The organism is Streptosporangium sp. NPDC050284 (assembly GCF_044459525.1).
In the GTDB taxonomy this organism is placed as follows: Bacteria; Actinomycetota; Actinomycetes; order Streptosporangiales; family Streptosporangiaceae; genus Streptosporangium.
Genome location: NZ_JBITIZ010000023.1, coordinates 17,476 through 38,716 on the forward strand (window position 1 = coordinate 17,476; position 21,241 = coordinate 38,716).

15 protein-coding genes are annotated in these 21,241 nt (G+C 71.1%); 6 read left to right on the forward strand and 9 right to left on the reverse strand.

The annotated features are described in order from the left end of the window. Nucleotides 1–32 precede the first annotated feature (32 nt). The 3 genes from ACIBH4_RS35480 (at nt 33) to ACIBH4_RS35490 (ending at nt 3,615) form a co-directional block, all read left to right on the forward strand. Entirely contained in the window at nt 33–1,562 is a 1,530-nt protein-coding gene (locus tag ACIBH4_RS35480) for an N-acetylmuramoyl-L-alanine amidase (RefSeq protein ID WP_362506201.1), read from the forward strand. A 195-nt stretch (nt 1,563–1,757) separates the two neighbouring features. Continuing rightward, a complete protein-coding gene (locus ACIBH4_RS35485) occupies nt 1,758–2,471 on the forward strand; it encodes a hypothetical protein (RefSeq protein WP_362768048.1) in 714 nt (237 codons plus the stop codon). A 175-nt stretch (nt 2,472–2,646) separates the two neighbouring features. After that, on the forward strand, nt 2,647–3,615 hold the full coding sequence (locus ACIBH4_RS35490) for an aldo/keto reductase (protein WP_362506195.1): 969 nt from the start codon (nt 2,647–2,649) through the stop codon (nt 3,613–3,615). A 25-nt stretch (nt 3,616–3,640) separates the two neighbouring features. On the opposite strand, the gene ACIBH4_RS35495 is transcribed toward ACIBH4_RS35490, so the two are convergent. Next, nucleotides 3,641–5,812 (reverse strand): sigma-70 family RNA polymerase sigma factor, encoded by a 2,172-nt coding sequence (locus ACIBH4_RS35495; protein ID WP_362768044.1) that lies wholly within the window; start codon nt 5,810–5,812, stop codon nt 3,641–3,643. A gap of 48 nt (nt 5,813–5,860) precedes the next feature. Beyond that, a complete protein-coding gene (locus tag ACIBH4_RS35500) occupies nt 5,861–6,196 on the reverse strand; it encodes a YciI family protein (protein WP_362506192.1) in 336 nt (111 codons plus the stop codon). Between the two features lie 595 nt (nt 6,197–6,791). Between ACIBH4_RS35500 and ACIBH4_RS35505 the strand changes: the two genes are divergently transcribed. The 3 genes from ACIBH4_RS35505 (at nt 6,792) to ACIBH4_RS35515 (ending at nt 10,049) form a co-directional block, all read left to right on the forward strand. After that, nucleotides 6,792–7,607 carry an SAM-dependent methyltransferase gene (locus ACIBH4_RS35505; protein ID WP_362506189.1) on the forward strand — a complete coding sequence of 272 codons (816 nt, stop codon included), beginning with the start codon at nt 6,792–6,794 and terminating at the stop codon, nt 7,605–7,607. A 436-nt stretch (nt 7,608–8,043) separates the two neighbouring features. Next, nucleotides 8,044–8,679, forward strand: a complete 636-nt coding sequence (locus ACIBH4_RS35510) for a gluconokinase (RefSeq protein WP_362768041.1) — start codon at nt 8,044–8,046, stop codon at nt 8,677–8,679. Further along, complete coding sequence (locus ACIBH4_RS35515) at nt 8,676–10,049, forward strand: gluconate:H+ symporter (RefSeq protein ID WP_362506182.1); 1,374 nt, start codon at nt 8,676–8,678, stop codon at nt 10,047–10,049. The genes ACIBH4_RS35510 and ACIBH4_RS35515 overlap by 4 nt, the downstream gene beginning before the upstream one ends. A gap of 58 nt (nt 10,050–10,107) precedes the next feature. Here ACIBH4_RS35515 and ACIBH4_RS35520 read toward each other — a convergent pair whose 3' ends face one another. The 7 genes from ACIBH4_RS35520 to ACIBH4_RS35550 all read right to left on the reverse strand — a co-directional run bounded on the left by ACIBH4_RS35520 (nt 10,108) and on the right by ACIBH4_RS35550 (nt 20,890). Beyond that, on the reverse strand, nt 10,108–12,033 hold the full coding sequence (locus ACIBH4_RS35520) for an FUSC family protein (RefSeq protein WP_362506180.1): 1,926 nt from the start codon (nt 12,031–12,033) through the stop codon (nt 10,108–10,110). Between the two features lie 13 nt (nt 12,034–12,046). Beyond that, nucleotides 12,047–12,841: an SDR family oxidoreductase gene (locus tag ACIBH4_RS35525; protein WP_362506178.1), complete on the reverse strand. Its 795-nt coding sequence runs from the start codon at nt 12,839–12,841 to the stop codon at nt 12,047–12,049. Nucleotides 12,842–12,982: 141 nt separating this feature from the next. Continuing rightward, a complete protein-coding gene (locus ACIBH4_RS35530; RefSeq protein ID WP_362768038.1) occupies nt 12,983–13,555 on the reverse strand; it encodes a carboxymuconolactone decarboxylase family protein in 573 nt (190 codons plus the stop codon). 147 nt (nt 13,556–13,702) lie between these two features. Next, nucleotides 13,703–14,293, reverse strand: coding sequence for a phosphoribosylanthranilate isomerase (locus tag ACIBH4_RS35535; protein ID WP_362506172.1), 591 nt, complete (start codon nt 14,291–14,293; stop codon nt 13,703–13,705). Nucleotides 14,294–14,331: 38 nt separating this feature from the next. Then, on the reverse strand, nt 14,332–15,969 hold the full coding sequence (locus tag ACIBH4_RS35540; protein ID WP_362768035.1) for a penicillin-binding transpeptidase domain-containing protein: 1,638 nt from the start codon (nt 15,967–15,969) through the stop codon (nt 14,332–14,334). Nucleotides 15,970–16,149: 180 nt separating this feature from the next. Beyond that, a complete protein-coding gene (locus ACIBH4_RS35545; protein WP_362506166.1) occupies nt 16,150–16,968 on the reverse strand; it encodes a PIG-L family deacetylase in 819 nt (272 codons plus the stop codon). 208 nt (nt 16,969–17,176) lie between these two features. After that, complete coding sequence (locus ACIBH4_RS35550; protein ID WP_399173606.1) at nt 17,177–20,890, reverse strand: NB-ARC domain-containing protein; 3,714 nt, start codon at nt 20,888–20,890, stop codon at nt 17,177–17,179. Between the last annotated feature and the right edge of the window lie 351 nt (nt 20,891–21,241).

Sequence of the window (21,241 nt, forward strand, 5' to 3'; positions counted from 1 at the left end):
GGACCCGGGCCCCCGATTCCTGAGGAGACTCCGTGCAGAACGCCCGGCCGCGCTCGCACCGCCGGTCAGCCGCGATCCTGTCCGCCGTTCTCGCCTTCCTGCTCCTCGCGCCCGCCCAGGCGGCGAGCGCCCGGTCCGCGGGCCCCCTGGCGGACGCCTTCGCCCGAGCCTCCGCCACCTACGACGTGCCGCGCGACCTGCTCGTCGCCCTCGCGTACGCGGAGACGCACCTCGACGGGCACGGTGGCGAGCCGAGCGCGAGCGGCGGGTACGGGGTGATGCACCTTCTCAGCACCCCCGCCGTACGCGCCCTGGAACGCGCGGCCGAGCTGACCGGCACACCGGCGGCGACCCTGAAGAGGGACGATGCGGCCAACATCGTCGGCGGCGCCGCGGTGCTGCGCTCCTACGCCGACGCGCTCGGCCTCGACGCCACCGCCAGGAAGGACGCCGGACTGTGGTACCCGGCCGTGGCCAGGTACGGCAACGCCTCCAGTTCGGAGACGGCCAGGCTGTACGCCGACACCGTCTACGACCTCCTCGGCAAGGGCCTTGTGGCCACCGGCGCGGGCGGCGAGGTCGTCACGGTCACGGCCACGGAACTGCAGGTGGATCGCGGCGCCTACGAGGGCGTGCGGGAACTCGCGGCCAAGGCCCCGAGCCCCGACTACCCCGCCGCGAGCTGGGTGGCCGCCCACGCCGGCAACCGGGCAGTCGCGAACAGGCCGAAAAGCTCCAAGATCGATCGAGTCGTCATCCACGTCACCCAGGGGGCGTACGCCGGCACGATCTCCTGGTTCCAGAACCCCGGCGCGAAGGTCTCCGCGCACTACGTCGTCCGCTCCTCCGACGGTGACATCACCCAGATGGTCCGCGACAAGGACGTCGCCTGGCACGCGGGGAACAGCTCGTACAACGCCAGGTCGATCGGGATCGAGCACGAGGGGTTCGTCAACAACGCCTCCTGGTTCACCGACGCGATGTACCGCGCCTCGGCGGCCCTGACCCGCGCCCTCTGCGACAAGTACGGCATTCCCAAGAACCGCTCGCACATCATCGGACACAAGCAGGTTCCCGGCGCCACGCACACCGACCCCGGCTCCCACTGGGACTGGGCCAAGTACATGCGCTACGTCACCGGGGACACCGCGCCCTGGTCGGCGACCGTCGACAACTCCACCTCCGGCGCGTTCACCGCGAGCGCGAACTGGACCGCCTCCACCCAGGCGGCCGGGCGCCACGGCCCCGACCACCGCCAGGCCACGCCGGTGACCTCCAGTGACGTCGCCTGGTACCGGTTCACCGTCCCCGCCGCGGCCACCTACCAGGTCGAGGTCTGGTATCCGGCCGCCCCCGGCCACAACGGATCCGCCCCGTACATCGTCGCCACCTCCTCCGGGAGCAAGACGGTCTACCTCGACCAGCGCGCCGGGGGCGGCACCTGGCGGAGCATCGGGACGTTCGCCCTGAAAGCCGGGACGTACAACACCGTCGGCGTCAGCCGGTGGACCTCCGGCACAGGACTCGTCGTCGCCGACGCCGTACGCCTCACCCGGCTCTGAACTCCCCCGGGCAGGGCGGCCCGCTCTGCCCGGGGGTACCCCGCCGGTCCCGGCACGCACCGGCCCGTCCCCCGCACGTCACGTAGAGCCCACCCTGGAACACCTTGAGCGGCCCCGGCGAAGGCCGCCCTCGCGACCTTCACCCACCCGGGAGTCCTGGTCAGCAGGCCCCATCTCGACTTCGTCAGGTCGAAGGTGAACGCCGGCACCCAGCCGTGGAAGGGCGCCTTCGACCAGATGATGGGACATTCCCTGGCGTCGCTGTCACGGACCCCCAAGCCACGCGCGATCGTGGAGTGCGGCTCGTTCTCCAAGCCCAACAACGGCTGCACCGACGAGCGGCAGGACGCGCTCGGCATCTCCGTCTTCCTTGAGGACCGGGCGAGCTACGACAAGGCGGTGACGGAGTTCCGCGGGCGGGTACCGGCCTTCATCTACATCGCGTCCGACGGCACGCTCCCCGAGGCGCCTCCGGGCAGCGGCATCGACACCCGCGCCGAGATCATCAAATACTGGCAGGGCCAGTCCACCTTCATGGACGGCCTGACCCAGGAGACCTGCCGCGACTTCACCCACGCCGGGTACGGGCTGTCGGCCATCTCGCACTTCGCCAAGACCACCAGGATCCAGGGGCAGGACCTCTACCCGAAGATCAGCGAGCGGCTGCGCCACGCGCTGGGCATGCATGCGAAGTACCAGCTCGGCGCCGCCGTACCGTCCTCGCTGTGCGGCGGTACCCCTCACCTCGGCCTGTGCCCGATCACCGAGGTCGGATTCAACGCCCTGAACAACCGGATGGGCATCGCGATGACGAACACGCAGCGCCTCACCGAGCAGCAACGCCCGGCGGGGACGAACGTCCTCTTCGTCGCCTGGAAGACCTTGACCCACGCCGCCAACTCCAACTGACGCCGACCGCCCGGGGACGGCGGAGCTCCGTGACCTCCGCCGTCCCCGGGCGGTCCACGCGGACACCGCGCTCGCCGTACTCGCTGCAACGAATCCCTCCGACACCACGGTCACCGCAACGGATCTCGCCACCGCCGGCCGCCCCTCGAACACCGCGCTCGCTATATTGGCGCGCATGAACGCACTGGTCCGACGCCCGCTGGGCCAGACCTCCCTGTCCGTGACGCCGCTCGGCCTGGGCCTGGCGGCCCTCGGCCGCCCCGCCTACATCACGCTCGGCCGTGCCGAGGACCTCGGCGACGGCCGGGACGTCGCCGCGATGCGGTCACGCACGTGGGCCGTGCTCGACGCCGCGTGGGCGGCGGGTGTGCGCTACCTCGACACGGCGCGCTCGTACGGGCGGGCCGAGGAGTTCCTCGCCGGGTGGCTGCGCGAGCGCGGAATCGCCCCTGGAGACGTCGTGGTCGGCTCGAAGTGGGGATACGCCTACGTCGGCGGCTGGCGGCTGGACGCCGAGCGGCACGAGGTGAAGGAGCTCACCGCCGACCGGCTCCGCGTCCAGCTGGAACAGACGCGCGCGCTGCTCGGCGAGCACCTGTCGCTCTACCAGATCCACTCGGCGACACTCGAGAGCGGCGTGCTCGACGACGAGGGCGTGCTCGACGGGTTGCGCGCGCTGCGGGCGGAAGGGGTCGCGGTCGGGCTGTCGACGAGCGGGCCGAGCCAGGCGGGCACGATCGAGCGGGCGATCGGGGCCGGGCTGTTCGACACGGTGCAGTCGACGTGGAACCTGCTGGAACGCTCGGCCGGCGAGGCGCTCCAGCGGGCACACGAGGCGGGAATGGGTGTGATCGTCAAGGAGGGCGTGGCGAACGGCCGGCTGACCGCTCGCGCGGCACCCGCCGCGCTCGCGGCCGTCGCGCGCGAGCGGGACACCACGCCGGACGCGCTCGCGCTGGCGGCCGTACTCGCCAGGCCGTGGGCGGGCGTGGTGCTGAGCGGCGCGGTCTCGGCCGGGCAACTGCGCGACAACCTCGGCGCGGCCGAGATCGAGTGGGACGCGGAGCTGGACGAGCGGCTCGCCGGTCTGGAGGAAGACCCCGAAGGCTACTGGACGCGGCGCGGCGCACTGCCCTGGAGTTGACGGCGACGGAGCGCGGATGGAGCCCCTATCGGGTCCTGAGCTGGTTGAGGGTGTAGCCGGTGGCCCGCTTGAACAGGTATTCGGCCCGTTCGTAGGAGAGCCTGCGGCGACCGGTCTCCGGGCACAGGTCGGTGGGTGCGGGAGGCCGGCCGGGGCCGGGTCTGCGGTCGGACAGAAACAGCGGGCCCCGGCGCCGACCCGCGACGAGGGCGGGGATGAGTTCGGCGGTGCCGGAACGCCAGTGGATCCAGCCGGACCCGGTGGCCACCTTGCCGCGCATGCCCGCCAGGTCGAGGTCCTCGACGTTGAGCGAGAGCGCCGGGCCCGCCCCGGCCCCGCTCTCGTACAGCAGCGACCACAGGGCGCGTTCGCGCGGGGCGATGTCCGGGCGTTCCCAGAGTGCCTCGACGTGCGGCCTGTCGATGGGGCGGGTGCGCCCCCTGGGTTCGGGCCTGCGCCCGAGCTCGGCGGCCAGGTCGCGGGGCACACCGCCGGTCAGGTCGCCGGACTGCCCACTGTCCGCCTCACCGGCCGGCCTGCGATCCGGCCCGTCGAGCGGGCCACCGTCCGATCCACCGTCCGGGCCGCACTCCGGACCACCGACCGGCGTGCCCTGGGCGGCGCTCCAGGTGCTGAAGGAGCGGACGGCCCCGCGGTGGCGGTTCCACGTGGCGGGGGCCGCGTTTCCCCACGCGTCGGCGAAGACCTCCGCGACCCGCGCGGAGGTCACGTCCGACAGCGGGATGTCGTCTCCGAGATCTCGGCGCAGCCGGTTCATGGTCTGGCGGTAGGAGCGGACGGTCGCGGCGTCCAGGTCGTCACGGGCGAGGAAGGCGATGGCGGCCTCGGCCAGGGTGACGCCTGCTCCCTGCCCGGCTCTTCCCGATGCCCCGGCCGTGGTGCCCGAGCCCACCGTTCCGGGTGTTCTCCGTGCGGCGATGTCGGCGCAGGCCGCGGCGCGTCGCGTGAGAATCGTGCGTTCCGGCATGTTGAGGGTGAGGGCCGCGGCGCGTTCGAACTCCCGCCGCGCCTCCTCGTGGCGGCCGAGTCTGGCCAGCAGGTCGCCGCGTACGCTGGGCAGGCGGTGGTAGCCCTTGAGCGCGGATTCTCCGACCAGTGTGTCGGCGAGCGCCAGACCCGCTTCAGGACCGTGGGCCATCGCCAGCGCGACCGCGCGGTTGAGCTGCACGACCGGAGTGGGCAGCACCCGGGCGAGCGCCGCGTACAGGGCGGCGATCTGCCGCCAGTCGGTCTCCTCGGCCGTGCGGGCCTGCGCGTGGCACACGGCGATGGCGGCCTGCAGCACGTACGGGCCGATAGGCGCCTCACACCGCCTGGCGCGCAGCAGGGCCGCGATCCCCCGGTCGATGAGGAGCCGGTCCCAGCGGCCGCGGTTCTGCTCGTGCAGCGCGACGGGCTCTCCCGACGGCCCCGTCCTGGCCGCCGACCGCGATGCCTGGAGCTCCATCAGCGCGACCAGGCCGTGCGCCTCCGCCTCGCCCGGCGCGAGTGCGGCCAGCAGGCGGCCAAGGCGCAGCGCCTCCTGGCAGAGGTCCTGGCGCATCCAGTCGTCACCGGCGCTCGCCGCGTACCCCTCGTTGAACACCAGGTAGACGACCTCGAGGACCGACGACAGGCGCGCCGCCCGATCCGGACCCTCCGGGACCTCGAACGGGATCCGGAGGGCGGCGAGGGTGCGCTTGGCCCGGACGACGCGCTGCGCGACGGTCGACTCCGAGACGAGGAAGGCACGCGCGATCTCCTCGGTGCGCAGGCCCCCCAGCAGCCGCAGCGTCAGAGCCACCCGGGACTCGGCGGGCAGTGCCGGGTGGCAGGAGACGAACATCAGACGCAGGACGTCGTCACGCACCTCGTCGTCGAGGGCCGCGTCCACGTCGGCCTCGGCGGTGTCCTGCCGGGTGGCGAGGTCGTGGGCGAGCTCCTCGTGTCTGAGGTCGAGCCGCTTCCCGCGGCGCAGGTGGTCGATGGCGCGGCGCTTGGCGACGGCCATGAGCCAGGCGCCCGGATTGTCCGGGACGCCGCCCCCTGGCCACTGTTCGAGGGCGGCCAGGAGCGCGTCCTGCGCGAGCTCCTCGGCCACCCCCACGTCGCCCACCATCCGGACGAGCCCGGCGACGATCCTCGCCGACTCCATTTTCCAGACCGCGTCGACCGCGCGGTGGGCGTCCCCGGACATCACGCGCTCGATCAGAGCATTCGCCCGGCCGGGTACGCAAGCATCCGATCAGTCCTCGGGGCCGAAAACCTGCTGGATGTCTCCCTCGCCGTCGCCGACGATCTTCCAGAAGCGCCGGGACAGCTCGATCGCCTCCTCCTTGGAGCGCACCTCGACGAGCGCGAAGCTGACGATCGCCTCCTTCGCCTCGGTGAACGGCCCGTCGGTGACGGTGATCTCCCCTGCGGAGGACGAGATGTGGGTGCCGGCCGGGTCCAGGCCACCGGTCGCGAGCACCACTCCCGCCTGGGTCATCTCCTCGACGAAGGCGGCCATCTCGGCGTGCATCGCCTCGGTCGGAGGGGCCATGTCGTCGCTGGCCCTGGTCGTCATCAGAAATCGCATCGCCATATCTCCTTCGGGTGGTCAGATGACCGATCCTCGCCGGTCCTCGGCTACGCGTCGAACGGATCGGACGGAAATCGACACGCACCCTCTGACCAGGACAGTAGCCCGGATGTGACAGGGAATGCGACGTGGCGGGGGCGCGAGCCGATTCCGTGCGTTCGCGGCGTGTTCGCGGTCCGGGCGGCGGCGCGCTCACCGGTCGGCCGCCGGCGAATCAGCGCCTTCCCTGCTCCGCGCATTCGTCCCAGGGAAAGCTTAATAAAGTCATAAGCTTTTTAGTGATCGCGATATCGGCGTATTCCCCCGGATATCCTGCACCTCCGTCGTGAGAGAACGGGACCTCGCGACGACGGCCGACAGAAGCGTGCACACGTTTCGCGACGGGCGAATTCCCGTCCATGATCGCCGCGTTTCCACCTCCGCGAGGGCACTGTGAGAGCGCCGTGAGAGCGCCGCCCACCTCCCGGTCACCCGCGTGGATCACCCCAACGACCGCTGCGAGTGCTGGGGGGTTTGCCGTGAACATCACCGTTGTGATCAACTACCTCCTATCTCAATCGATGCGAATTCCTCATGAACGGACCTGACCCCCATGAGTACCTCTCGCGAATCCGGCTGGCAGCCCGTGGAACTCGATGCCGGTCGGCCGCATTCGGCCCGTATCTGGAATTACTGGCTGGGCGGAAAGGACAACTACCCTGCCGACCGCGAGGCCGGGGACATGGTCGAACAGCTCATCCCCGGCATCGTCGACTCGGCGCGTGCCGACCGGGCGTTCCTCGGCCGCTGCGTCCAGCACCTCGTCGCCGAGGCCGGGATTCGCCAGTTCCTTGACATCGGCACGGGTCTTCCCACCGCCGACAACACGCACGAGGTGGCTCAGCGGATCGCCCCGGAGTCCAGAATCGTCTACGTCGACAACGACCCGCTGGTCCTGGTGCACGCACGCGCCCTGCTCGTCGGCAACTCAGAAGGCGCCACCGACTACATCGACGCCGACCTGCGCGACCCCCAGCACATCCTGCGGGCGGCGGCGGAGACCCTCGACCTCACCAGGCCCGTCGCGCTGATGCTGCTGGGAATCCTGCACCACATCACCGATGACGAGGAGGCGGAAAAGGTCGTGAGGGAACTGGTCGACGCCGTCCCCTCGGGCAGCCACCTGGTGATCGCGCACGCCACCGCCGAGGTTCACGGCGAGGCGATGCACGAGGCGATGCGACAGTTCATGGAGCGGGGCGGCACCCCGATCGTGGCCCGCGACCGCGACCACCTCGCCTCGTTCTTCGACGGCCTGGAACTCCTGGAGCCCGGCGTGGTCTCCTGCTCACGCTGGCGTTCGGAACGCACCTCATGGGGCGATTCTCCTGAGGTGTCCCAGTTCTGCGGTGTCGCCCGCAAGCCCTGACAAGCCCCTCTCCGGCCTTTTTCTCGTTTTGTGTTCTTTCGGCCGCTCGGTGCGCACCGGCTGCTGTGCTCCGATTGCCGCCACATCGCCCCGTACGTCCCCCGCCGCGGCCGGACCGCGGCCCCTCGATGGCGCGGCGCGTCACGGAGAGCCCTCGCGCGCCCTACCGGGGGCAGAGTGCTCGAGTTTGGGCGCCCGACCGGCGAGAAGATTCAGCGGAGATCGCCCGGCACGGCCACCGAACCGGGTTTATTCAGGACGCTCCGGTGCAGTCCCATAGTCGTCCGCTCGTTGCCTCCCGCAGCAACCAACTGCGATAAACGGTGACATATCTTCACAAAAGAATGTTTTTGTAACGCCGACCCCGGATTGCGCACCACTCATCCGGCCAGGCCGTCGCGAAGATCAACGAAGATCGACATGGGAGGTCGTCTCCATGAACCCCGCTCAGGCCCCCGCCTCACCGCCCCCCGGCGCCGCGCTGATCGTCGTCATGGGGGTGACCGGTTCCGGCAAGAGCACCGTGGGCGCCGCCCTCGGCCAGCGGCTACGGGTGCCGTTCGCCGACGCCGACGACTTCCACAGCGAGGCCAACATCGCCAAGATGTCGGACGGGATCCCCCTCGACGACGAGGACCGGCTGCCCTGGCTGCGCGCGATCGGCACCTGGCTCAGCGAGCACGCCGCCACCGGCGGTGTGGCGAGCTGCTCAGCGCTCAAACGGAGCTATCGCGACATCCTGCGCGAGGCCGCGCCGACGGTGAGCTTCGTCCACCTCCACGGCGAGATGGACGCCGTACGCCGCAGGGTCGCCGGCCGCCCGGGGCACTTCATGCCCACCTCTCTGGTCGAGTCGCAGTTCAAGACGCTGGAACCTCTGGAGCCCGACGAGCAGGGGATCGTCCTCGACTTCTCCGCCTCCGTGGACGAACTCGTGGACGCCTACCTCGCCGCGACCGCCCAGACGACGTCCGCCCCCGGGACGGGATCGAACCCGTCCCCCGCCGATTCCGCCACCCCGGCCGCGTCCCGGAACCCAGAGCGGGACGACGAGGCCGGGAGCCCGAGGTGAGCCCCCTCCTCACCGCCCTCGCCGCGCCCGCCGACACCTCTCCCGGCAGGCTCATCCCGGCGGCGCTCGTCGGTATCGCGCTGATCGTCGTACTGATCACGTACTTCAGGCTCCATCCCTTCCTGAGCCTCACCCTCGGTTCGCTCGCGGTCGGAGCCGTCGCGGGCCTCGCGATGACCGACACCATCGCCGCCTTCAGCGACGGGTTCGGCAGCACCGCGGCCGGTGTCGGCACGCTCATCGCGCTCGGCGCGATGTTCGGCAAGCTGCTCGCCGACTCCGGCGGGGCCGACGAGATCGTGGACACGATCGTCGGCCGGTCCAACCCCCGATCCCTGCCCTGGGCGATGGCCGCGGTGGGCGCGCTGATCGGCCTGCCGATGTTCTTCGAGATCGGCCTCGTCCTGCTGATGCCGGTCATCTTCCTGGTCTCGCGCCGCTCCGGCGTCTCCCTGATCCGGGTGGGCATACCCGCGCTCGCGGGCCTTTCCGTGATGCACGGGCTCGTCCCCCCGCACCCGGGCCCGCTGGTCGCCATCGACGCGCTCAACGCCGATCTCGGCATCACGCTGGGCCTGGGCGTGCTCGTCGCCGTCCCGACGGTCGCCATCGCGGGGCCGCTGTTCGCCAAGTACGCGGCCCGCTGGGTGGACGTACCGGCGCCGGAGCTCTACGAGACCCGGCCCTCGGCGGAGGACACCCGGCGCCCGTCGTTCGGCGTCACGCTCGCCACCGTGCTGCTGCCGGTCGTGCTGATGATGGGCAAGGCCCTCGCCGACATCCTCCTCGCCGAGGGCAACATCCTGCGCACCGTGCTCGACTTCCTCGGTACGCCGCTGGTGGCGCTGCTCATCGCCGTCCTCGTCGCGATGTTCACCCTGGGCCTCGGCGCCGGAATGGACAGGAAGGCGCTCGCGAAGTCCCTGGAGCAGTCGCTGCCGCCGATCGCGGGCATCCTGCTGATCGTCGCCGCCGGCGGTGGTTTCAAGCAGACGCTGATCGACACCGGGATCGGCGACCTCATCGCCACGTGGGTGGAGAACAGCGGCCTGTCGGTACTGCTGCTCGCCTGGCTGGTCGCCGTGCTCATCCGGCTGGCCACGGGCTCGGCGACCGTCGCGACCGTCACGGCCTCGGGGATCCTCGCCCCGCTGGTCGCCAACCTCAGCGTCGGGGAGACCTCGCTGCTCGTGCTCGCCATCGGCGCGGGCTCGCTGTTCTTCTCCCACGTCAACGACGCGGGCTTCTGGCTGGTCAAGGAGTACTTCGGGCTCACCGTCGGCCAGAACATCAAGACCTGGTCGGTGATGGAGACGGTCATCTCGGTGACCGGTCTGGTCTTCGTCCTGATCCTGAGTCTCTTCCTTTAGCCTCCGCGATCCTTTGGTCTTCGCGATCCTTACGGCCTTCGCGCGGCCCCGGGACCGGTCAGTGGTGTCCGGAGACCGTGTCGCGCAGGCAGCGGACGGCGGAGGCGACCCGCTCCAGGCTCTCCTCGTCATCGGGGCCGGGATCGGCCGGTTCGCGCCCCTCGCGGACATCCTGGGCGATCTTCTCCAGGGAGTCCGCGAGGGCGCGGACGGCCTCATTCGGAGGTGGCGGCGCGCCGCGCCCGGTGCGCGCGACGGTGGTGGCGGTCGCGTCGGCCACCTGTTCCAGCGCGGCCATCGCGGGCATCCAGGTGGTGACGCGCCTGCTGATCACCGGTGGTTCGGACAGCGCCCGCTGGAAGACCGTCCGCAGGTCGGCCAGGGCGTCGTACGCCCCGCGGTGCAGTCGCGTCCCGCCGGCGTGCTCGCCGTCGAACGCGTGCCGCAGGTAGTTCGCGGTGGCCGTCACCGCGTCGGCGAACCGCGGCCCGACCGGCGCCTCCCAGCTCGACGACCACGGCAGGTAGCCCAGCACCAGGACGATCACGCATCCGACCAGCGTGTCCACCAGCCTGATCCTCCCCAGCTCGGGTCCCCCGCGGGTGAGCAGGTCCACCAGAAGCAGGACCAGCGGCGCCTGGAAGGCCGACATCAGGCCCCAGTTGCGCTGCAGGCCGTACGGCAGGAGCGCCGCGCACACCGCGATGGGAGCCAGGAGCAGCGGGCCGTACGGCACCAGGACGAGTACGAGGGTGCCGATCAGTGTGCCCACGAGGGTGCCGAGCACGCGCTGCACGGCACGGGCGAACACCGACCCGAAGTCGGGCTTGAGCACCAACGCGACGGTGAGCATCATCCAGTAGGACCGCTCGAACCAGCCGAACTCGCTGAGCGTGGTGGCCACGCCCATGCACAGCGCGAGCCTGACCGTGTAGACGCGGGCGAGGTGGCCCCGCCACATCTGCTCCAGCACGTCATGGAGCCGGGAACGGTAGCCGACCCGTTCGTACGGCAGCTGGTCCGCCGCGACCTCGCCGCCGGACACCAGCTCGACGGCCCCCCGCACGGCGAGACACAGGGCGCGCGTGACGGGCGGGTCGCCTCGTTCGCAGGAACACGACGGCACCCGGGGCGCGGGTCCACCGGCGAGCGAGGCGGCGACGACCCGCGGGGCGGAAGCGGGCCGCACGAGCGGCTCGCGCAGCCCGCGCTCCTCGTAGCGCAGCGAGAGCAGGGCGTTGCGGATCAGCGAGGCCTGGTTCAGCAGGGCGACCAGGCGGGTGCGCTCCGGGTCCAGCCCTCCGGCCAGGGAGCGGGCGCCGAGCACGACGTCGTAGCCGTTCTTGAGAGTGGTGTCGAACGTTCTCAGCGCGAGGGTGTCGTGGTCGGTGAACAGCCGGTCGAGAGCCTCGTAGACCGCGATCGCGGCGGCCCTCTCCGGCGCCCGGGGGTGGAACGGCCAGTCGGCGACCCCCAGCACGATCACCCAGAGCGCGCCCAGCAGGAACGCCAGCGCGTTCGCGCCCGGCGCCCCCGGCAGTTTCACCCCGATGGCGATCACGGTCATCACCAGCAGCTGCAGCCCGGCCGTCGAGCCCGTCGCCCCGCTCGTGCTGACGAGCGCGGACAGCACGGCGACCGCCACCACGACCGGCACCGCCCACCAGCCGTGGCCGTGGGCCGCGGCCCCGATGAGATACCCCAGCGCCCCCGCGGCACCGGCCGCGCCCATCCTGGCGATCCTGACCAGGTAGGAGCCACCCCGGTCGGCCAGACCGGCGTTCATCGCGCCCATCGCGGGCAGCAGACCGGCCACGACGTTCCCGGAGACGAGTGCCACGAGAAGCGGGCCGGTCACCGCCACGGCCATGCGCAGCATCGGCCACCACCGCAGCGGCGCGGGTACGGGTCTGACCGTCTCGACCAGCCAGCCGGGAGCGGCGTCGGTCAGCCGGTCGGCGGTCCGCCGGAAGAGCGAGGGCATCGCTCGCCGTCGCTCAGGGGATGATGGCGTCGACGTATCCACCGTCGACGCGCAGGGAACCACCCGTGGTGGCGGAGGCCTGTGGTGAGCTGAGGTAGACGACCATGTTGGCGATCTCCTCCGGCTCGATCAGCCGTTGCAGGAGCGACTGCGGGCGGTGCTCTCGCATGAAGGCGCGCTGGGCCTCCTCCCAGGGCAGGTCACGGTCGACGAGCTCGTAGACGAACTCCTCCACGCCACCGGTGTGGGTGGGGCCGGCGATGACGGAGTTCACGGTGACGCCACTGCCCGCGGCCTTCTTCGCGAAGCCGCGTGAGACGGCCAGGAGCGCGGTCTTGGACATGCCGTACTGGATCATCTCGATGGGGGTGACGATCGCGGAGTCGCTGGCGATGTACTGGACGCGGCCCCAGGAGCGTGCCACCATCCCCGGCAGGTAGGCGCGGGTGAGGCGGACCGCCGCCAGGACGTTCACCTCGAAGTAGTGGCGCCACTCGTCGTCGGTGATCTCCAGGGCGTCCTTCGCCCCGAAGATCCCGAGGTTGTTGACCAGGATGTCGACCTCCGGCAGGAGGTCCACGGCGTGCTCCGCGCCCTCTTCGGTGGCGAGGTCCGCGGCGAGCGGGACGACCTCCGCGCCGGGGACCTGCGCGCGCAGCGTGTCGCCGGCGGCCTGAACCTTGTCGGGTGTGCGGCCGTTGACGGCCACCGTCGCGCCCGCCCGCGCGAGGCCGACGGCGATGGCGGCCCCGATCCCCTGGGTGGACCCGGTGACCAGCGCCGTCTTGCCGGTGAGATCGATATGCATACGTCACGTCCTTGGAACCGGGCCCGAAGCCGCCCACCGGTAAGGGTGAACCCCTCACGAGCTGGTGATATGCCGGTCGGCTGATCCGGTGTTCGTTCCCGCGCCCACCGAGGTGGAACGCGCGGACAGCGATCATTTTCCCTATCTGTCGTCGCCGTCCCAGGCGAAGGCGTGGAACGGCGGGTCGAGGGGGGCGTCGATCAGGCGGTTGGCGAAGGTCGAGATCGTGTACGCGCCGACGCCGAGGACGACCTCAAGGGCGTTCCGCGCGCTGTAGCCCGCGTCGAGGAACGCCCTCGTCTCCTCGTCGCCGACCGCGCCGCGATGGTCCATGACGGCGAGGGTGAACGACCGGAGCGCCTCGGCGCGCCCGTCCGGGAGCGGCTTCCCGGCTCGGAGCGCCTCGACGACCTCGGACGGGGCCTCCAGCCTGACCAGCGTGGCGGTGTGCATCGCCACGCAGACGTGGCAGCCGTTGCGGGTGGCGACCGTCATGACGACGATCTCGCGGTCGACCGGATCGAGGGTGGTCTGCTCGAAGGTGGCGCTCGCCGCCAGGAATCCCTTGAGCAGTTGCGGGGAGGTGGCCATCCGGCCGACCGGCGCGGGGACGTAGCCGAATTTCCGCTTCACGTTCTCGACGGTGGAGCGGGCGTCGGCCGGGGCGCTCTCGGCGGTGTGGGTGGGGAAGAGGGGGTGGACGTCAGTGGTCACGGGGGCCTTCTCTCTGGGTCTTCCGAACCTCCGGAACGCGGGTTCGGCGATCGCACGTCACGGCGATATCGTCAACGTGGTTGTCTATACAGTAAACGACGTTGACTACTTTGGCAATGACCGCCCCCAGACGCGGGCCCGCGAGGCTCAGCCGCCGCGGGCGGCGGTGATGAAGTCCCTGATGAGGCCGGGGTCCTTCACCCCGGGCGCGACCTCCACACCGCTCGACACGTCGACTCCCCAGGGCCGGGCGGCGGCGATCGCCTCGGCCACGTTCGACGGGGCCAGTCCCCCGGCCAGCATCCAGCGGCCCGCAGGGCGCCCGCGCACGGCCGCCCAGTCCCACGGCTCCCCCGAACCTGGCCTGGGCGCGTCGACGATGAGCAGGTCCTCGTCGAGGGCGCCGCAGCGCAGGTCGGTGCTCGCGGTCCCGGCGCGCACCAGCGTGACGCCGAGGTCCTTCAGCGCGGTGAAGTCCTCGTGCGGGTGGTCACCGTGCAACTGGACGGCGCGCAGTCCCGCCTCCAGCGTGGCCGCCCTCACCTCCTCGGAGGGCTCTCCGGCGAAGACCCCGACGGTCAGCACGTGCGGGGGCACCGCCGAGGCCAGCTCCCTCGCCAGCGCGGGGGTGACCCGACGCGAGCTCCTGGTGAGGACGAACCCGATGGCGTCGGCCCCCGCCTCGACGGCGGCCGTCACATGTCCGGGCTCGCGCAGCCCGCAGATCTTCACGTACACCCTGTGTACGGTAGCCCGTCTCCCCCACCCGGAACGCCTCAGAGGGCGTTCAGGAACCTCGCGGCGATCGGCGCCGCGACCTTGCCTCCCGCGCCGCCGTGCCGGACGAACACCGCGAAGGCGAGGGAACCCCGGTAGCCGACGAACCAGGCGTGGTCACCGCCGCCGTCGACCTCGGCGGTGCCGGTCTTGCCCGCGGTGTCCGGCGGGAGCCCGGCCTGGGCGGCCGTTCCCCGGGCGACCACGGCGCTCATCATCGTCCGCAGCCCCGCGGCCACCCCCTCGTCCAGCGGCACCGGGGCGGGCGAGTCCGCGGGAGGCTCGTCGGTCGTGATCGCGGGCTTCCAGACGCCGCTCGCCACCGCGGCGGCGACCTCGGCCATGCAGAGCGGACTCGCCTGCACCGAGTTCTGGCCGATGGCGTCGGAGCCCAGCTCGTCCGGGTTTCCGTGCGGCCGGATCCGGCAGGAGCTCAGCCCCGGCTTCTCCCGGAAACCGAACCGGTCGGCCGCCTCGGCGCGCAGCTGGCCGTCACGCAGCCGCTCGTACGCCTGCTGGGCGAACGTGGTGTTGCACGAGAGCGCGAAGGCAGTGATGAAGGCCACGCCGCCGTGGTCGACACCGTCGGAGTCGCTGAAGCTCCTGCCGTTGGGGATCGTGTAGCCGGCAGGACAGGCGACCTGGGAGTCGGGGGTGAGGCCACCGCGAAGCAGCGCGGCGGCGGTCACGACCTTGAACGTCGAGCCCGGCGGGTAGAGCCCGTTGAACGCCTCCCGCCCGCCCAGCGTGTCCGCCACCGCTCGCACCTGGGCCGTCCCGACGTCCACGGCCACGATCGCGGCGGGCTGGGAGACACCGTCCAGGGCACGGGCCGCGGCCGCCTGCACGGACTGGGAGATCGTGGTCTTCTCCCCTGAGGTCGGCGGGAGCGGTGACTCCCGCAGCACCTGACCGGAAGGCTCCTCCCGGACTTTCAGGATGACCGCCGTGTCGCCCAGCCCGGTGAAGTAGTCCTCCGCCCTGCTGTCCTGGGGGAACGGCACCCCCTCACGGGTCACCGTGGCCGGTCGCCGGACCTCGGTCTCCTCCAGCCGCACGCTCCCGCCGTTCTTGAGCGAGGGGTGCATCGTCTCGGGGGTCCAGCGCACCTTCCACACCCCGAACCGCGACTCCAGGTGCAGGACGGAGGCGAACGGCCATTCGCCCAGCCCCGTGACCTGCCGCACTCCTTTGAAGGACATCTCGGCCGAGTCCTCGTTTCGGTGACGCAGGTCGCCGGAGGTGAGGGAGAGCGAGGAGATCCGCAGGTCGCCGTCGAAGCCGCGGTGCCGCAGGCCGAAGTCGGCCGGGGGGTCGACGACCATGCCCTCCATCGCGGCGAGGTCGCCCCCCTGCCAGGCGGTGAGGTAGTTCGTCGCGATCGTCTCGGGACCGCTGTTCGGGTTCGGCGTGGCCGGGGTCAGCGTGATCAGGTTCGCCGGCGGTGAGGCGGGCACCGGGGCGGGCGACTCCCCCGCCCGTACCGCGTTCGTCCTGACGTCAGGGTCACCGGCCGGCGAGGGCCTCGGCGAGGGTGCGGCCACGACGGCGCCCGGCGCGGCCACCACCGCGTACACGCCGAAGAGAAGGATCGTGGCCGCCGAGATGACCAGTACGAGGAGCCGTCGATCACGCATACCGTCTACTCCCCCGGGTGTGCAGAGTTGCATACCAGAGAAAAGATCGTAAAGGCGACAAGAAGCGGCGAACCAGATTTTTCCCAACTTCGGTATGACACCGTATCCCACGGCGCACCCGTGGGAGCTTTACCGCAGCTCGTCTTTCCCGGGCGCCTCTCCCCGACCGAGGCCCTCTCCCTAACGGAGGCCGTCGAAAAGGTCGTCCTCGCGATCGCCCGCGGCGGGAACGTGGTTGATGTGACGGATGAAGGCCTCCTGCGCGAACACCTGGTGCTGCGCCTCGGCGGGCATGCGCAGCAGGAAGATGCTGTCGCCCTGACTCGCGTGCGCCTCCAGCGCCTTGCGCTTGCGCTCCACCTGGGTGGACACGTCGACCACGGCGGTGATCTGCTCCTCGGGAACGCCGAAGTCGTCGGGAAGCTCGACGTTCTCGGGGCCGGAGCCGATCGAGCGGAGATACGCGAACAGTTCGGCCGTCCGCTCCCGGGGCACGGCGGTGTAGTAGAGCTTGCGGGGAATGCCGCTCGCCTCGGTGGCGGCCACCGCGATCCGGTGGGCCTGAATGTGGTCGGGGTGGCCGTAACCGCCGTTCTCGTCGTAGGTGACGACGACCTGCGGGCGATAGCGCTCCATCAGCTCGACGAGCCTGCCGACGGCCTGCTCGAAAGGCACGTTGACAAAGGAGTCCGGCGCCTCGTTGGCGGTCCACCCGACCATGCCCGAGTCCTGGTAGCCGAGCAGCTCGACGTGGGAGATCCCCAGATGGGTCGCCGACTCGCGGAGCTCCTCCAGCCGCAGCGCTCTCACCGCCTCCGCGTCATGGCCGGCCTCCCCCGGCTTCACCCCGCCGGGACCGTCGCCCTGCTCGCCGTTCGTGCAGGTCACCAATACGGTACGGACGCCCTCGTCCGCGTATCTGGCGAGGATCCCGCCGGTGCTGATCACCTCGTCGTCGGGATGGGCATGAACGGCCATCAGCGTCAACTTCTCATCCATGATTTTCCACCCATTCGCAAAAGCCATGCGGACCGGCCCACTCTACGACCGCCCTCGAGAGGCCGAGCGCGACAGGCGGATCACCTGGAACGACGCCTCCGGACGGGGACGGGAGGCGTCCAGCCCATGGACACCACGGGCGAGCCGGAGCGGCCCTCCCCGGCCCCGGACCGCGGGCCCGACCTCGTCGTGTGCGTCGCGCCGGCCGCTATCCGGGCGGGGGGTAGAGGTCGAACCCGTACAGGCCCTGATCGCCACCGGCGGCTATGGCGAACCCCGTGGGAAACCAGGCGAGGCAGTTGAGGCCGGCCTCGACCCGCGCTCCGGCCGCGAACGAGTCGCCGTACCTGTCCCACACCCGGATGGTGCCGTCGTCGGAGCAGGTGGCGAGCAGGTTGCTGTCGGGTGAGACGGCCACCGCGCGGATCCTTCCCTCACCGCCGGACAGCCTCGCCCGCTCCGTGCCACCCGCCGACCAGACACGGGCGCCGCCGTCGTCGAAGCAGGCGGCGAGCCAGGTGCCGTCGGGGGCGATCGCCACCCCCCGGGCGGGGCCGGGGCATCCCTTGAGCGAGGCCCGCGCCTTCCCGTCGGCTCCCCACAGGCCGGCCGTGCCGTTGGCGGAGAAGATGGCGAACCACCTGCCGTTCGGCGCCACGGTGATCTCCTCGATCGCCTCCACCCTGCTTCTCAGCGTGGCGTACCTGGCACCGTCCGGCTTCCAGAGCTGGATCTTCCCGTAGATGGACAGCGTGGCGAGCCAGGCGCCGTCCGGGGAGACGAGGAGGTGTGCCGTCGCCCTGATGTTCGCGACCAGGACGGCGCGCTCGGTGCCGTCGGCCCACCACACGCGGGCGGTGCCGTCCTCCGAGCAGGTGGCGAGCCAGGTGCTGTCGGGAGAGATCACCACCTCGCGCACCGGCCCGGTGTGACCGTTCAGCACCGCTCTCCTGCTGCCGCCCGCACCCCACAGTCGTACGGCCCGATCGGCCGACCAGGTGGCGAGCCAGGTGCTGTCGGGGGCGATCGCCACCCCCCGCAGGCGTCCGGCGTGCCCCGTCGGGATGGCTCGCCTGCGGCCACCGGCCCCGCGTATCCGCACGACGTGATCGGTGGACCAGGCGGCGAGCCACGTCTTGTCCGGTGAGACCACGCCGTGGTGACCGTCCTCCAGGGGAACGGTGAGGGTCGCCTCTTCTATCCTGTCCTCGTTCCAGAGTTTCACCGATCCGTCACCGGAGTGGGTGGCGACCCAGCTCCCCTCGGGAGAGATCGTCACCTGGCGGACCGTCCCCGTCCTCCCCCTGCGGCTCTGCCTCGCGGCGCGCTCCGACTGCCAGATCCGGATCGTCCCCTCGTCGGAGCAGGCGGCGAGCCAGGTGCTGTCGGGAGAGATCACCACCTGACGAACCACCCCCCCATGCCCCGTCAGAGCGGCCCGCTCACCACCGTCGGCCTCCCACAACCGCACACTCCGATCACCCGAAAGCGTCGCCAGCCAACCGCCGTCCGGAGAGATCACCACCTGACGAACCACCCCCCCATGCCCCGTCAGGACGGCCCGCTGCCTGCCGTCGGCCTCCCACAGCCGTACGGGACCGGTGGACGACCAGGTCGCGAGCCACGAACCGTCGGGAGAGATCCGCACGCCCGCCCCCGCCCCGGTGTGCCCCGTCAGGACGGCCCGCTCGACGCCGTCGACCCCCCACAGACGCACGCTCCCGTCTCCGGCGAGGGTCGCCAGCCACGAACCGTCGGGGGAGACGGCCAGCGTGGAGACCTTGCCGATCGGCCTGTTCCTGCCGGGGACCTTCTCGTCCTCCTGGTTCCAGCCGCGCATCCTCAGGACGTCCTTCAGCCTTCGCGGCCTGGTTCTCACCCGCACCCGGCTTTTGAGGATCAGATGTCTCTTCCCGCCGGGGCTCCAGAGAGCGACCCCTCCCGTCGCGGAGCGGGTCGCCAGCCACGAACCGTCGGGCGCGGCCACCATCCCGGTGAACTTGCCCGTCCCTCTCCTGAGGACGGCACGCCTGCTTCCGTCGAAATTCCAGAGGCGGACTCTTCCGCTCGCGGAGTGGGTCGCCAGCCACGAACCGTCGGGCGCGGCCACCATCGCGGCGAGCCTGCCGATCCCGTTGCGCAGGACGGCCCTCTGGGCACCGTCGATCCCCCAGATCTGCACCCTCCTTTTCCCCGAGCGGGTCACCAGCCACGCACCGTCAGGGGAGACGGCGACCTCGTGAACAGGCCTGCCGTGCGTGGCCAGCGTCGTCCGGGTGGTGCCGTCGGCCTTCCAGATCTGCGCGCCGCCGCCGCGGGCGTGCACGACGAACCGCGATCCGTCCGGTGTGATCGACACCTCCTCGAGGTGTCTCGCCGCCGAGGTCAGGGTGCGCAGGAGGCGGGTGGAGCCGTCCTCGGGCAGTGGCCAGCGGGCTCTCAGGAAGGTGGTCTCGCTCTCCCGGCTGTAGCGCTCGACCGACGCCCGCATCGGCGGGAACGCGTAAAGGCGGGCGAGCAGGTTCGCCGTGGAGACGGCGTCCGACTCGAAGGGGGTGAGCAGATGGGCGCTACGGGCGATCAGCCGGCGGACCCCCGCGACGGAACGGGAGGTCGACAGCGCCAGATCCGACTCCGCCGCGGCCACCCCGAACGCGCGTACACGGGTGACGAACCAGCGCACGTCATGCAGCAGGGCTTCCAGCTCCCGGTATCTCCTCGCCTCGGAAAGATGGAACAGCAGGTGGTTCCGGAGGTAGGGCACGGTCGGGGGCAGCCTCCACCATTCGGCGTCCGCCGTGAGATCGTCGTCGGGGATGAGGTTTCTCGCCTCGTCGAGAAAGTCGCGGTTGGCGGCCTCGGCGCGCTCCTTGCCCAGGCCGTCCTCCGAGCGGAGGGCGGAACGGACGACGTCGTGGATCGTGATCGACGGCGCCGCCCCCTCCGCGGGGTGCCTGCAGATCAGTGCGAGGTCCTGAAGCCTTCCGCAGAGCCGCTCGGCCTGCTTGGCGGTGAGTCCCGCGGTGCCGCGCCAGAGCAGCTCGACGACGGCGGCCGGTATCTCGACGTCCTCGGGGAAGACGCCCAGCTCCAGGAAGCGGGCGCGGTCGAACGCGCCGAGGGCTTCGAGGCTGTGCTCCACGGTGGCGAGCACCGCGCTCTCCCGCTGGGAGGCGACGGTGACGTCCAGGGGGGTGGGGACGGTCCGGCCGAGCCGCCCGGCGGCCCGGCGAGCGGCGACGTCGGCGTTCGTCCCCGCGCCGTACTCGTCGCGCAGCCGGGCGTTGAGCAGGGACAGCGGTAGCGGCCACCTGCCCGTCAGGGCCACCAGGTCGCCGACGACGCCGGGGTTCATCGGCGGCAACCCCCGGCTCAGCAACTGGACGGCCGCCCTCGGCGCCATCTCGTCGACGATCATCGCGATCGCCTTCGGGGGCAGTGCCCTGGGCAGCCGGGTCGTCACCAGCACCCGGGACCTGGTGGCCGCGGACAAAAAGGGTCTCAGCTGCTCGAGGCTCCACACGTCGTCGACCACCAGCAGCATGTGGCCCCGCTCCGCCAGGGCCTCGGCCATCCGGTGGCCGGCCTGCTCGGGGCTGGAGAACTCCGGCCGGACGCCCAGCACGGCCTCCGTGACGTCGTTGGCGAGCGCCGCGATGTCGGCCCCGGTGCGGTCACGGCCCACGGTGACCCATATGACGCCGCCGTCGAACCGCCTCCTCACCTCGTCGCTGTGACACGCCTCCACGGCCAGGGAGGTCTTGCCGAACCCGCCCGCCCCGGCGAGACCCGTGGTGAGCCCGACCGTGCCCGAGCGTCGCATCGTCAGGGTGGAGACCACGTCGTCCAGCTCGCTTCTCCTGACCCACCCCGCCTGCCTGTCCGGCACCAGGAAGAGCCCGCCACGCGTGCGTGATCCCATCAGTTTCGACGTCAGCCATGTCAGCAGAACGACAAGGAAGGCGGTTAATCCGAAAACAACGACCCATTCGATCCTGCGCGCGACGACCGTTTCCGGCAGGTATTCTTCGACCGTTCGCACCGGAAGTCCGACCAGAATTCCGAAAACCACCAGAATCGCCGCAGCGACATCGGCGATTCTTTTTGTGCGGCGAGCCACCGACCACCTCTACAGTGCCGACCCCTGCCCCGACGGGCGCCGGGAACCCTGGAGGCACGATATCTGTTCCCCATTGACCCTGAGTTGAATCACCGATATCCCGGCGATTAAAGCGCACACGAAAAGCCACGTTGCACAGTTTGAGCTGCTATG